Origin of the sequence: Streptomyces millisiae (genome assembly GCF_031845425.1) — a bacterium.
In the GTDB taxonomy this organism is placed as follows: Bacteria; Actinomycetota; Actinomycetes; order Streptomycetales; family Streptomycetaceae; genus Streptomyces; species Streptomyces millisiae.
In genome coordinates, this window is sequence record NZ_JAVREM010000001.1 from 148,751 (window position 1) to 161,305 (window position 12,555).

Consider the following 12,555-nt stretch of genomic DNA (forward strand, 5'->3'; position numbering starts at 1 on the left):
CCCGGCGGCTACTGGGCCGGGCCGCTGCCGACGGCCAGCGGCAGGGCCTCGATCCGGCCGGCGCCGCAGACCTGGCCGAGCTCCCAGTCGGCGGGCGTGGCCGACTCCTGGTCGGGCGGGATCACTTCCAGCGTGGACGGATCGGGGCCGCAGGTGCCGTCCGCCGGGTCGTCGTCGCCGGCCACCACCGTCCAGTGCAGCTGCGCCCAGGCGCTGGCGCCCGGCTCGATGGTGAGCTGGCTCGGTTCCCGCGAGTCGTCCCTGACCGTGGTGGTGGGGATCGCGTCGCCGTCGCCGGTCTCCAGCGAGAGCCCCGGCCAACCCTGCGTGCGGCAGGCGGTGTCCGAGGTGTTGGTGAGCACCAGGGCCGCGTAGCGTTGGCCCGCGGCGGCGTTGAGCGGGCTGAGGGAGGCCGAGAGCGCGTCGGTGGCGCACCAGCCGGGTGCGGCCGCCCGCGCCGAGCCCTCGTCGTCGGCCGAGCCGTCCTCCGGCTCCGCCTCCCGCTGCCCGTCGCCCGCAGCGGCGGCGGAGTCGGAGTCGGAGTCCGGGGCGGAATCGGAACCGGAATCGGGATCCGTGTCCGGCAGGGTGCGGGCCTCCTCGCCGCCGGGCGAGCTCTCGCCCGCCTGGGAGTCGGCGGCCGCGGTGCCGTCCTGTGCCGTGTCGTTGGACCCGCCGCAGGCGGCGAGGGCGAGAACGCCGAGGGTGATGACTGCTGCCGAGCGGAGCGGACGAATGGCCACGATCGCCTCCGAGTGTGGGGAGTTCGGCCGGTTGTGGGGGGTGGGCGCCGGGTGGGCGCCGCGCGGGTTTGGACGCCCGCGCGGCGAGCCGGGTTCCCGTCCGCCGTCTTCCCTATACCCCGCCGGGGCTCCTCACCTCGTGAGGCGCGCCAGATAGGCGGGCGCCGTGCCCTCTCCCGCCGGCTCCGGCGGCCCGTACGCGGTGCGCGTGGGGAGCACCCCGCTCCAGTGGGGCAGGTCCAGGTCCTCGGGATCCTCGTTGGGGCCGCCGGTGCGTGCCTTGACCGACACCTCGGCCAGGTCGAGCTCGAGCAGCGCGGTGGCGGCCAACTCCCTGGCGCTGGCCGGCCGGCAGTCCGCGGCCCGGCCCGGCACCACCTGGTCGACGACCGCGTCCAGCACCCGGCGCTTGACGGCCTCCTCGGTCACCGGCCTGGCGAGGCCGTGCACCACCACGGAGCGGTAGTTGACGGAGTGGTGGAAGGCCGACTTGGCCAGCACCAGGCCGTCCAGGTGGGTCACGGTCAGGCAGACCGGCAGGCCCTGGGGCTCCTCGGCCGCCGACCGGACCGGGCGGGAGCCGGTGGACCCGTGCACGTAGAGCCGCTCACCGAGCCGCGCGTAGAGGGTGGGCAGCACCACGGGCGCGCCGTCCCTGACGAAGCCCAGATGGCACAGGTAGCCGTCGTCCAGGACGCGGTGCACAAGATCCCGGTCGTAGGACACCCGGTCGCGGGCCCGGGTCGGGGTGGTGCGCGGGGTCCGCGGGTACGCGGGGGCGCTGTCGATGGCCGCCACGGTGGCCTCCTCGGTCGCTCGCTTCGACTTGCCAAAGCTTATGCATTAGTGCAAAATCTTCCTTGTGCTAGGAGATTATCGGATCGAGGGGCGGCGCGCCGCCGAGATTTCCGCCAGCGTCGAGCGCGGGGTCAGCAGCGGCGAGCTGGTGCCCGGCCAACCGCTGCCCTCGCTGCGCGAGCTGGCCGACCAGCTGGGGGTCAACCCGAACACGGTGGCGGCCGCCTACCGCACCCTGCGGGACCGCGGCGTGGTGGAGACCGCGGGTCGCCGTGGCACCCGGGTGCGGGCCCGCCCGGCCAGCACCCCGCGCGACGCCATCGCCGTCGAGGTGCCGCCCGGCGTCCGTGACCTCTCCCAGGGCAACCCGGACCCGGCGCTGCTGCCGCCGCTCGGCCCCGCCCTGGCCGCGGCGGCTGAGCGCGCCGAGCGCTCGCCCATGCTCTACGGCGGGCCGCCGGTCGCCGCCGAGCTGGCCCGCGTCGCCAGGGCCGCCCACGAGCGGGACGGCGTCCCCGCCGGGCCGCTCACCGTCACCTCCGGCGCGCTCGACGCCGTCGAGCGGGTCCTCAACGCCTGGCTGCGCCCCGGTGACGCGGTTGCCGTCGAGGATCCCGGCTGGGGCAGCCTGCTCGACCTGGTCGCGGCGCTCGGCCTGCGGCCGGTGCCGGTGCCGGTGGACGACGAGGGGCCGCTCGCCGGCGCGGTCGGCCGGGCGCTGCGTGGCGGGGCCCGCGCGATCGTCGTCACCTCCCGCGCCCAGAACCCGACGGGCGCCGCCGTGTCCGCCGCCCGGGCCGCGGAGTTGCGCGCCGAGCTCGCCGCGCACCCGGACGCGCTGCTCGTCGAGGACGACCACGGCCACGGCATCGTCGACCTGCCCTACCACTCGCTGGCCGGCGGCAGCGTCCGCTGGGCCCTGGTCCGCTCCAACGCCAAGGCGTTCGGGCCCGACCTGCGGCTCGCCGTCTGCACCGGCGACCCGGTCACGATCGACCGGGTCCAGGGCCGGCTGCGGCTCGGCCCCGGCTGGGTCAGCCACCTGCTGCAGGACACGGTCGCCGAGCTGTGGCGCGACCGGGGGGAGGCCGTCGCCGCGTCCGCCCGCCGCTACGACGAGCGCCGCGACGCCCTGCTGCGCGCCCTCGCCGACCGTGGGGTCGCCGCCCACGGCCGCAGCGGGCTCAACGTCTGGGTGCCCGTGCCCGACGAGACCGCCGCCATCACCCGCCTGCTGCGCGCCGGTTGGGCGGCGGCGCCGGGCGCCAGGTTCCGGATCGCCGCCCCGCCGGGGCTGCGGCTCACCGTCTCACCGCTGGCCGCGGCCGACGTGGAGCCGCTGGCCGCCGCGGTCGCGGCCGCCGTCCGCCCCCCGGCCGTCCGGCGCTACGACTAGGGCCGGATAGCCTGGGGCGGTGCTCCGCGAAACCTGCGCCATCCGCTATGTGACCCCCCTCAGGGAGGGGGGTTCGCTGCCCGGGATCGTCGAGGCCGACGACCTCGGCACCTATGTCATGAAGTTCACCGGCGCCGGGCAGGGCCGCAAGTCCCTGGTGGCCGAGGTGATCTGCGGGGAGTTGGCCCGCCGCCTCGGGCTGCGGGTGCCCGAGCTGGTCAGGATGCGCCTCGACCCGGTGATCGGGCGCGCCGAGCCCGACCAGGAGGTGCAGGAGCTGCTCAAGGCCAGCGGCGGGCTCAACCTCGGCATGGACTACCTGCCGGGCTCCATCGGCTTCGACCCGCTGGCCTACCGGGTGGACGCGGCCCAGGCCGGCCGGATCGTCTGGTTCGACGCCCTGGTCAACAACGTCGACCGCTCCTGGCGCAACCCCAACCTGCTGGTGTGGCACGGCGACCTCTGGCTGATCGACCACGGCGCCGCGCTGATCTGGCACCACAACTGGCCGACCGCGACCGCCTCCGCGGCCCGCGGCTACGACGCCTCCGACCACGCCCTCGCCCCCTTCGGTCCGGATCTCGCCGCGGCCGCCGCCGAGTTGGCCCCGCGGGTCACCCCGGAGCTGCTGGCCGAGGTGCTGGCCCAGGTGCCCGACGAGTGGCTGGCCGACGAGCCGGGCTTCGCCACCCCGGACGAGTCGCGCGCGGCCTACGCCGGCATCCTGGCCGAGCGCGCCACCACCATCGGCGAGCGCGTCACGGTCGGCGCCCCGACACCGGACCGCCCGTCCCAGGCTCCCGGCTGGCTCACCGGCCGCGCCGACCAGCCGAGCGGAGCCGCCCGATGAGCGCGCCACACGAGGGACGCGAGGTCTTCGAGTACGCCCTGCTGCGGGTCGTCCCCCGGATGGAGCGCGGCGAGACGATGAACGCGGGCGTCCTCCTCTACTGCCGGGCCGCCTCGTTCCTGGCCGCCCGCGTCCACCTCGACACCGACCGGCTGCTGGCCCTCGACCCCGACGCCGACGTGGCCGGCGTGCGGGCCGCGCTGCGCGCCGCCGAGCGGGTCTGCCACGGCGGCCCGGGGGCCGGCCAGGCCGCCGGCGAGGACCCGGGCCGCCGCTTCCGCTGGCTGATCGCCCCGCGCAGCACGGTCGTCCAGCCGGGCCCCGTGCACTCGGGGCTCACCGCCGACCCCTCGGCCGAGCTCGACCGGCTGCTCGACGTGCTGGTCCGTTGACAGTCGGTGCCGCCCCTTCTACCGTCGCCCCTGCGCTCGTTACCAACGAGTAGCGCCCGGTAGCCCACTCGACGGCGAGGAGAAGCCACCATGTCCACCACCGAGCAGCGCGTCGCCATCGTCACCGGGGCGGCCCGAGGCATCGGCGCCGCCACCGCCGTCCGGCTCGCCGCCGAGGGCCGGGCCGTCGCCGTGCTCGACCTCGCCGAGGAGAGCTGCGCCGACACCGTCGCCGAGATCACCGCCGCCGGTGGGCGCGCGCTGGCGGTCGGCTGCGACGTCGCCGACGCCGAGGCGGTGGACCGCGCCGTCGCCCGGGTCGCCGACGAGCTCGGCCCGCCGGTGATCCTGGTCAACAACGCCGGCGTGCTGCGGGACAACCTGCTCTTCAGGATGAGCGAGTCGGACTGGGACACCGTGATGAACGTCCACCTGCGCGGCGCCTTCCTGATGTCGAGGGCCTGCCAGAAGCACATGGTGGACGCCGGCTTCGGCCGCATCGTCAGCCTGTCGTCGAGCTCCGCGCAGGGCAACCGCGGACAGGCCAACTACTCGGCGGCCAAGGCCGGTCTGCAGGGCTTCACCAAGACCCTCGCCATCGAGCTCGGCAAGTTCGGCGTCACCGCCAACGCCGTCGCCCCCGGGTTCATCGTCACCGACATGACGGCCCAGACGGCCGCCCGGGTCGGCGCGACCTTCGAGGACTTCCAGCGGGCCGCCGCCGAGTCGATCCCGGTGCGGCGCGTCGGCCGCCCGGAGGACGTCGCCGGCGCCATCGCCTACCTCACCGGCGACGCGGCCGGCTTCGTGTCGGGCCAGGTCCTCTACGTCGCGGGCGGCCCGCTGGACTGAGGTGCCCGCTGTCAGCGGCTGCCGGTACGTTTTCCGCGACAACTGATCGCGAACCCTCGGAGGTTGACGACGTGACCGGCATGCTGCCCGAGTCCTGGCAGGGCGTTCTCGGCGAGGAGCTCGACAAGCCCTACTTCAAGGAGCTCACCGAGTTCGTCGAGGAGGAGCGGGCCAGGGGGCCGGTGTACCCGCCGCGCGACGAGGTGTTCGCCGCCCTGGCCGCCACCCCCTTCGAGAAGGTCAAGGTGCTGATCCTCGGCCAGGACCCGTACCACGGCGCGGGCCAGGGCCACGGCCTGTGCTTCTCGGTGCGCCCCGGCGTCCGCGTCCCGCCCTCGCTGCGGAACATCTACAAGGAGCTGCACGCCGAACTCGGCCACCCCGTCCCGGACAACGGCTACCTGATGCCCTGGGCCGAGCAGGGCGTGCTCCTGTTGAACGCGGTGCTCACCGTCCGGGAGGGCGAGCCCAACTCCCACAAGGGGCGTGGCTGGGAGAAGTTCACCGACGCGGTGATCCGCGCCGTGGTGGCCCGCGAGGACCCGGCGGTGTTCGTGCTGTGGGGCGCGTACGCCCGCAAGAAGCTGCCGCTGATCGACACCGGGCGGCACGCCGTGGTGGAGGGCGCGCACCCCTCGCCGCTGTCCGCCAAGAAGTTCCTCGGCTCCCGCCCCTTCAGCCAGATCGACGCGGCCGTCGCCGCCCAGGGGCACGAGCCGATCGACTGGCGGATCCCCGACCTCGGGAAGTGAGGGGCGGGGCGCGCGCCCGTCGGTCAGGCCGGCTCCTGGTCGAAGGTGTAGTGGATGTCCTTCGCGCCGGGCTCGGCGGTGAAGGCGCCCGTGCCCCGCAGCCCGGCGAGTTCGCCGCTGCCGGAGCCGGGCAGCACCTCGAACGAGCAGCGCACGACGCCGCCCTCGTCGAAGGTGCCCCACTCCCGGAGCGTGAAGGTGCCGGCGCGCCCGGCCACCGTGCCCTCGCACCGCTCGTAACCGGTGAACGAGCCCGTGCCGTCGGCCGCGTAGGAGATGGCGTACACGCAGGCGGTGGCCGCCGCCTCGATGGCGCCGGTGAACGTGTTGACGACGGTCGCCGTGGCCAGTCGGGCCCCGCCCTCGGCGCCGGCCACGACGCTCTCCTGCCAGTCCTGGTAGGTGAAGCTGCCGGTGGTGCGCGTGCTGGTGCCGGTCATGACGTGCTCCTCGATGGGCGTGGTGCGTTGACGTGACCCCACCCTGGCCGCTGTACCTGACATCTTCTGTCAGGTACGGCGGCACAATGGGAGGCGTGCGCGCCGACCGACTCCTGACGACCCTGCTCCTGCTGCAGAACCGCGGCCGGCTGACCGCGCCGCAGCTCGCCGCCGAGCTCGAGGTGTCGGTCCGCACCGTCTACCGCGACATCGAGGCGCTGGCCGCCTCGGGCGTCCCGGTCTACGCCGAGCGCGGCCCGGCCGGCGGCTTCCGGCTGCTCGACGGCTACCGCACCCGGCTCACGGGCCTCACCGGCGAGGAGGCCGACTCGCTCGCGCTCGCCGGCATGCCGGCCGCCGCCGCCGAACTGGGCCTCGGCGCCGACCTGGCCACCGCCAGCCTCAAGCTGGCCGCCGCGCTTCCGGCTGAGCTCGGCGAGCGCGCCCGCCGCGTCCAGGAGCGCTTCCACCTGGACGCCCCCGGCTGGTTCCGCGACGCCGACCCCGTGCCCTTCCTCGCCCAGGTCGCCGCGGCCGTCTGGGAGGGCAGGCGACTGCGGGTCAGGTACCGCCGCTGGCGGGGCGAGGTGGACCGTGACCTCCACCCGCTCGGCCTGGTCCTCAAGGGCGGCATCTGGTACCTGGTCGCCGCCGTCGACGTCACGCCCCGCACCTACCGGGTGTCCCGGCTGCTCGCCGTCGAGCCCCTGGGCCAGCCGGTCGAGCGGCCCGCCGACTTCGACCTGGCCGACTACTGGGCCGGCTCCGCCCGTGCCCTGGAGGCCGCCCGCTACCAGGGCGAGGCCCGGCTGCGCGTCTCACCGCGCGGCCGGCGGCTGATGCCGATGATGTTCGGCGCCGCGGGTGTCCGCGCCGTCCGGGAGGCCGCGCCCGCCGACCGGGACGGCTGGGCCGAACTGACCCTGCCCGTCGAGGCGGTCCCGGTCGCCGTCACCGACCTGCTCAGGCTCGGCGCGGAGGCCGAGGTGCTCGACCCGCCCGAGCTGCGCGCCGCCCTGGCCGCCACCGTCCGTGAGCTGGCCGACCGCTACCGGTGAGCCACCCGCCGGCGCCCGCCGCGTAAGCTGCCCGTCCACGGCGGCGGTCCCGACCGCGGGCAGCCGCACCACCGGCGACAGCCACACCACCAGGGGGACTTGCGTGAAGGTCGGCGTGATCGGTCTCGGCGACATCGCCCACAAGGCGTACCTGCCCGTGATCACCACCCAGCCCGGAGTGCGACCGCTGCTGCACACCCGCAGCCCCGCCACCCTGGCCCGCGCCGCCCGCACCCACCGTGTCCCCGACGAGCACTGCCACGCCGACCTGGACGGGCTGATCGCCGCCCGCCCCGACGCCGCCTTCGTGCACGCCCCCACCCACGCGCACCCGGCGATCGTCGGCCGGCTGCTCGCCGCGGGGATACCCACCTATGTCGACAAACCGCTCGCCTCGGAGCTCGGCGCCGCCCAGCGGCTGGTCGACCTCGCCGAGCGGAGCGGGGTCTCCCTGGCCGTCGGCTTCAACCGCCGGCACGCGCCCGCCTACGCCCACTGCCTGGAGCACCCCCGCGACCTGATCGTGCTCCAGAAGCACCGCAGGTCGCTGCCCGAGGATCCCCGGCACACCGTCTTCGACGACTTCATCCACGTCGTCGACACCCTGCGCTTCCTGGTGCCGGGCCCCGTCGACCGGGTCGGCGTCACGGCCCGGGTGCGCGACGGGCTGCTGCACCACGTGGTGCTCCAGCTCTCCGGCGACGGCTTCACCGCGATCGGCGCGATGAACCGGGTCTCCGGCTCGGCCGAGGAGATCCTGGAGATCTCCGGGCAGGACAGCAAGCGGGAGGTGCGCAACCTGGCCGAGATCACCGACCACAAGGGCCAGCCGAGCGTCAGGCGCCGCGGCGACTGGGTGCCGGTCGCCCGGCAGCGCGGCATCGAACAGGCGGTGGTCGCCTTCCTCGACGCCGTGCGCGCCGGTCGCACGCTCAGCGCCCGCGACGCGCTGCGCTCCCACGAACTGTGCGAGCGGGTGGTGCGCGCCGCGCTCGACCAGGACTGAACCCGGCGGCCCTTCTCGACGCCGTCAGGTCACGCTGATCGCGCCCGTCACCACCGCGAACAGGACATAGGCCAGCGAGACGGGGATCCCCCAGCGCAGGGCGTGGCGGTGGAAGTCGCCGAGTTCCGTCCTGACGAGGCCGAGCAGCACCCACAGCGGGGCCGAGGTGGGGCCCATCATGTGGAGGATCTGGCCGATGGCGCCGGCGCGGGCGATCTCGTTGGGGTCGGTGCCGTAGTGCGCGGCGGACTCGGCGAGTACCGGGACCACGCCGAACCAGTAGGCGTCGTTCGACATGAAGAAGCCGAGGGGCAGCGCGAGGAGCGCGGTGAACAGCGGGACCAGGTTGCCCATGGAGTCGGGGACGACGGCCAGCGTGGCGTCCGCCATCTCCTCGATCATGCCGGCGTCGGTCATGACGCCGGTGAAGACGCCGGCGCCCAGTACCAGCATGACCACGGGGACGGCGTTGGCGGCCTGTCGCTTGACGAGGTCCTGCTGGGCCTCCACGGCGCGGATGTTGACCAACAGGGCGATGACGAAGGCCACCATGAAGAGGACGACCAGTTCGGCGACCTCGAGGACGAGCAGGACCAGCAGGGTGACGGTGAGCGCGGCGTTGAACCACATCCGCCAGCCGGCGCGCACCGGTTCGATGCCCTCGCCGGCGGCGATCTCCTCCCGGTAGGCGGCGAGCGTGCCCGCGTCGATCGTGCGGCGCTCGCGCACGCCGAGCCAGTAGGCGACGGCCACGATCGTCAGCGAGGTGAGGGCCATCGGGCCGATCATGTGGACGAAGTAGTCGGTGGCGTCCAGGTGCAGCACGCTGATGCCGCGGGTGGCGGCGCCGCCCCAGGGGGTCGTGCCGGAGACGGTGCCCAGGGCCATGACGGCGAGGACGGCGGCGATGAGCGGGTTCATGCCGAGGCGGTGGTAGATGGGCAGGAACGCCGAGCAGACGATCATGTAGGTCGTGGTGCCGTCGCCGTCGAGGGCGACGAGCAACGCGAAGACGGCCGTTCCGACGCAGATGCGCACCGGGTCGCCCTTGGAGAGCCTGATGATGAGGCGGGATATCGGCTCGAAGAGCTTGGCCTCCATCATCAGGCCGAAGTAGAGGACCGCGAAGAGCAGGAGCACGGCGGTCGGCGCGACGGTCTCCAGACCGTTCATGATCATGTCGCCGAGCTGACCGCCCTTGCCCGCCACGAGCGCGGCGGCGATGGGGGTCACCATGATGGCGGTGAAGGCGGACAGGTACTTCCGCATCACGAGCAGCATGAAGCTGCCAAGGGTGGCGAAGCCGAGGACGGCGAGCATCGTTGCTCCTTGGTGCAGGGAGGCGGGCCGCCGGGCCGGGGGCGGCGCCATCCGGAGAACTGGTTTACCGGTAGTCCGGTAGGTAACCTGACGGTCGCCTGGCGCGTCAATAGCTGTGGAGTGCCGCGTCGCGGCGGTGGCGTCCTGGAGGGTTGAAGAGCCGGTTGACCGGTTGACCAGAACTCTCTACAGTGACGGCGCGGCGACGGGACAGCCCCGGGTCGCCGCCTACCGAAGAGGGGAAGCCAGGTGAGTGCACGCCATCCGGTGATCGCCATGATCCACGCCGTGTCGGCGGGGGCCAGCGTCGCGGGCAGCGCCTTCGCGCGGGAGTTCCCCGAGGCGCGCCCGTGGAACCTGCTGGACGACCGGCTCCTGGACGACGCCCGCGCGGAGGGCGGCCTCACCAGAGCCCTCCACCGCAGAATGCTCCGTCTCATCGCCCACGCGGTGCGCGGCGGCGCCGACGGCCTGCTGCTCACCTGCTCCTCGTACGGGGAGGTGGTGGACACGGCCCGCACGCTGTGGGACGTGCCCATGCTCAAGGCCGACGAGGCGATGTTCAAAACCGCGCTCGCCGGCCCCCACGACCGACTCGCGGTGGTCGCGTCCACCCCACCCGCCGTGCCGGCGGCCGTCGCACAGCTGACGGCGCTGGCCCCCCGGGTCCGGCCGGACCGGCCGGTGGAGATCGTGACCGCGCTCAGCGAGCGGGCGGCCACCGCCGAGAGCCCGGAGGAGACCGCCCGGCACCTGGCCGACGCGCTCCGGTCGAACGGGGCGGGCGCCGCCCCCGTGGTGCTGCTCGCGCAGTACTCGCTCGCCCCGGCCGGCCCTCCGCTCGCCGCATCCCTGGGGGTTCCGGTGCTCGACGGGGCGGGCGCCGCCGCCAGGGAACTGCGCGGCCGGCTGCTCGGCGGCGTGCCGGAGCCCGCCGGAGCGGCCTCGTGACCGCCGGACCGCCGTGGCCGCTGGCCTACACCGTCTCCACCGACGACTGCCACGTGCCGGTGCCGCTCGGCTTCCAGGCGCCGCTGGCCGAGGCCGCGGTCCGGCTCGCCGAGCTGGGCTACGACGGCGTCGAGGCGCAGGTGCGCGACGTCGACGCGCGGGACGCGCGGGCGTTGGCGAAGGCCGTCGAGACCCCGGGCCTCCGGGTGTTCGCGCTGGCCACCGGGCCGATCGCCACCCAGGACCGGCTCACCCTCACCGACCCCTCGCCCGACGTGCGCCGCCACGCGCTCGACCGGTTGCTTGGCGCCGCCCGGCTCGCCGCGGCGCTCGGCGTCCCGCTCACCCTGGGCCAGACCCGCGGCACGTTCCTGCGCGGCCTGGAGGACTCGCAACGCCACTGGGCGGAGCAGGCGGTGCGGCGCCTCGCCGAGGAGGTGGCCGCGCTCGGCGGCACGCTGCTGCTCGAACCGCAGTGCCGGGAGAACACCTCGCTGTGGCACACCCCGGAGGAGGCGCTTGCCTTCGCGGCCAGCCTCGGCTGCCGGACGAGCCTCGCCCTCGACACCCACCACCTGGCGCGCGAACGGCTCGACCCGATCGCGGCCGTCCGCGACCACGCCGGGGCCACCCACTGCCTGCAACTCGCCGCCGCCACCGGCCGCGGCCCGCTGCCCCTGGGCGACCTGAGACTCCCGCCCCTGCTGCGGGCGCTGCGGGACGCCGGCTTCACCGGCTGGCTGACCCTGGAACACACCCAGGAAGGTGGCAGCCCCCTGGCCGCCGCCCGCTCCTGGACGGCCCTGCACGACGCTGCGGGCACGCTGGCGTGACCCATGGACGCCAACCACACCCACCCGTTCACCAACTCACCGAAGGGGAAGCGGAGATGAGCACCACCTACCGACTCGGCGTCCTGGAAGGCGACGGCATCGGCCCCGAGATCGTCCCGTCCGCCGTCGAGATCGCCACCACCGCCGGCCAGGCCGCCGGCGTCGCCGTCGACTGGATCACCCTCCCGCTGGGCGCCGGCGCGATCGACAGCCACGGCACGCCCGTGCCGGACGAGACCAGGGCGGCCCTCGCCGAACTCGACGGCTGGTTCCTCGGCCCCCACGACTCCGTCAGCTACCCCGAGCCGCACCGGTCGGCGCTCAACCCCTCCGGCACCCTCCGCAAGCACTTCCGGCTGTTCGCCAACATCCGGCCGGCCAAGAGCTTCCCCGGCGCGCGGGCCGTGTGCGAGAACGCCGACCTGGTGATCGTCCGCGAGAACACCGAGGGCTTCTACGCCGACCGCAACACCTTCGCCGGCACCGGCGAGTTCATGCCCACCCCGGACACCGCCATCGCGATGGGCATCATCACCCGCGAGGCCACGGAGCGCGTCGCCCGCGTCGCGTTCGACCTGGCGCGCTCGCGGCGGAAGAAGCTGACCATCGTGCACAAGGCCAACGTGCTGAAGCTCACCACCGGGCTCTTCCGCACCGTCTGCCAGGAGGTCGCCGCGGAGTACCCGGACGTGACGGTCGACGACTTCCACATCGACGCCATGACCGTCCACCTGGTGCGCCGCGCCCAGGACTTCGACGTCATCGTCACCGAGAACATGATGGGCGACATCCTCTCCGACCTCGCCGGCGAGATCTCGGGGTCGCTGGGCACCGCCCCGTCCATCAACGCCTCGGCCGACCGGGCCATGGCCCAGGCCTCGCACGGCTCGGCCCCCGACATCGCCGGCCGCGACATCGCCAACCCGGTCGCCATGATCCTCTCCGGCGCGATGCTCTTCGAATGGCTCGCCGCGCGCCACGAGGACCCCGCGCTGGCCAGGACCGCGCGGATCGTCGAGGCCGGCGTGGCCGCCGCGATCGCCGCCGGCACCTCGACCCGCGACCTCGGCGGCTCCGCCACCACCACCGGGTTCACCGCCGCCGTCGTCGAGGCGATCAAGGCCGGCGCCGGCCAGGACTGACCCGGGACGGGGCGGGCGCCCC

14 protein-coding genes are annotated in these 12,555 nt (G+C 74.6%); 10 read left to right on the forward strand and 4 right to left on the reverse strand.

Annotated elements, in window-relative coordinates; translation table 11 throughout:
- Positions 1–8: 8 nt before the first annotated feature.
- Entirely contained in the window at positions 9–743 is a 735-nt protein-coding gene (locus tag RNC47_RS00635; protein WP_311594565.1) for a DUF4232 domain-containing protein, read from the reverse strand.
- Positions 744–875: 132 nt separating this feature from the next.
- A complete protein-coding gene (locus RNC47_RS00640; protein WP_311594566.1) occupies positions 876–1,541 on the reverse strand; it encodes a pyridoxamine 5'-phosphate oxidase family protein in 666 nt (221 codons plus the stop codon).
- A 64-nt stretch (positions 1,542–1,605) separates the two neighbouring features.
- Between RNC47_RS00640 and RNC47_RS00645 the strand changes: the two genes are divergently transcribed.
- From RNC47_RS00645 to ung, 5 genes are all read left to right on the forward strand, one after another.
- The gene (locus tag RNC47_RS00645; RefSeq protein WP_311594567.1) at positions 1,606–2,937 is read left to right on the forward strand and encodes an aminotransferase class I/II-fold pyridoxal phosphate-dependent enzyme; all 1,332 of its coding nucleotides are present in this window, start codon (positions 1,606–1,608) and stop codon (positions 2,935–2,937) included.
- A 19-nt stretch (positions 2,938–2,956) separates the two neighbouring features.
- A complete protein-coding gene (locus RNC47_RS00650) occupies positions 2,957–3,787 on the forward strand; it encodes a HipA family kinase (RefSeq protein WP_311594568.1) in 831 nt (276 codons plus the stop codon).
- Positions 3,784–4,179 (forward strand): DUF3037 domain-containing protein, encoded by a 396-nt coding sequence (locus RNC47_RS00655; protein WP_311594569.1) that lies wholly within the window; start codon positions 3,784–3,786, stop codon positions 4,177–4,179. The genes RNC47_RS00650 and RNC47_RS00655 overlap by 4 nt, the downstream gene beginning before the upstream one ends.
- A 90-nt stretch (positions 4,180–4,269) precedes the next feature.
- Entirely contained in the window at positions 4,270–5,031 is a 762-nt protein-coding gene (gene fabG / locus RNC47_RS00660; RefSeq protein ID WP_311594570.1) for a 3-oxoacyl-ACP reductase FabG, read from the forward strand.
- Between the two features lie 80 nt (positions 5,032–5,111).
- A complete protein-coding gene (ung, locus tag RNC47_RS00665; RefSeq protein ID WP_311594930.1) occupies positions 5,112–5,783 on the forward strand; it encodes a uracil-DNA glycosylase in 672 nt (223 codons plus the stop codon).
- Between the two features lie 23 nt (positions 5,784–5,806).
- On the opposite strand, the gene RNC47_RS00670 is transcribed toward ung, so the two are convergent.
- Positions 5,807–6,223: a DUF3224 domain-containing protein gene (locus RNC47_RS00670; protein ID WP_311594571.1), complete on the reverse strand. Its 417-nt coding sequence runs from the start codon at positions 6,221–6,223 to the stop codon at positions 5,807–5,809.
- A 95-nt stretch (positions 6,224–6,318) separates the two neighbouring features.
- Here RNC47_RS00670 and RNC47_RS00675 point away from each other — a divergent pair, with 95 nt between their 5' ends.
- Positions 6,319–7,281, forward strand: coding sequence for a helix-turn-helix transcriptional regulator (locus RNC47_RS00675; protein WP_311594572.1), 963 nt, complete (start codon positions 6,319–6,321; stop codon positions 7,279–7,281).
- Positions 7,282–7,384: 103 nt separating this feature from the next.
- Entirely contained in the window at positions 7,385–8,287 is a 903-nt protein-coding gene (locus RNC47_RS00680; RefSeq protein WP_311594573.1) for a Gfo/Idh/MocA family protein, read from the forward strand.
- Between the two features lie 24 nt (positions 8,288–8,311).
- Here the strand turns inward: RNC47_RS00680 and RNC47_RS00685 are convergent, their stop codons facing one another.
- The gene (locus RNC47_RS00685; RefSeq protein ID WP_311594574.1) at positions 8,312–9,607 is read right to left on the reverse strand and encodes a CitMHS family transporter; all 1,296 of its coding nucleotides are present in this window, start codon (positions 9,605–9,607) and stop codon (positions 8,312–8,314) included.
- A gap of 249 nt (positions 9,608–9,856) precedes the next feature.
- Between RNC47_RS00685 and RNC47_RS00690 the strand changes: the two genes are divergently transcribed.
- Genes RNC47_RS00690 through RNC47_RS00700 form a run of 3 tightly spaced genes read left to right on the forward strand, consistent with a single transcriptional unit; the run spans position 9,857 to position 12,533 of the window.
- The gene (locus RNC47_RS00690) at positions 9,857–10,558 is read left to right on the forward strand and encodes an aspartate/glutamate racemase family protein (protein WP_311594575.1); all 702 of its coding nucleotides are present in this window, start codon (positions 9,857–9,859) and stop codon (positions 10,556–10,558) included.
- Entirely contained in the window at positions 10,555–11,391 is an 837-nt protein-coding gene (locus RNC47_RS00695; RefSeq protein ID WP_311594576.1) for a sugar phosphate isomerase/epimerase family protein, read from the forward strand. Before RNC47_RS00690 ends, RNC47_RS00695 begins: the two co-directional genes overlap by 4 nt.
- Before the next feature lie 56 nt (positions 11,392–11,447).
- On the forward strand, positions 11,448–12,533 hold the full coding sequence (locus tag RNC47_RS00700; protein WP_311594577.1) for an isocitrate/isopropylmalate dehydrogenase family protein: 1,086 nt from the start codon (positions 11,448–11,450) through the stop codon (positions 12,531–12,533).
- Positions 12,534–12,555 lie beyond the last annotated feature (22 nt).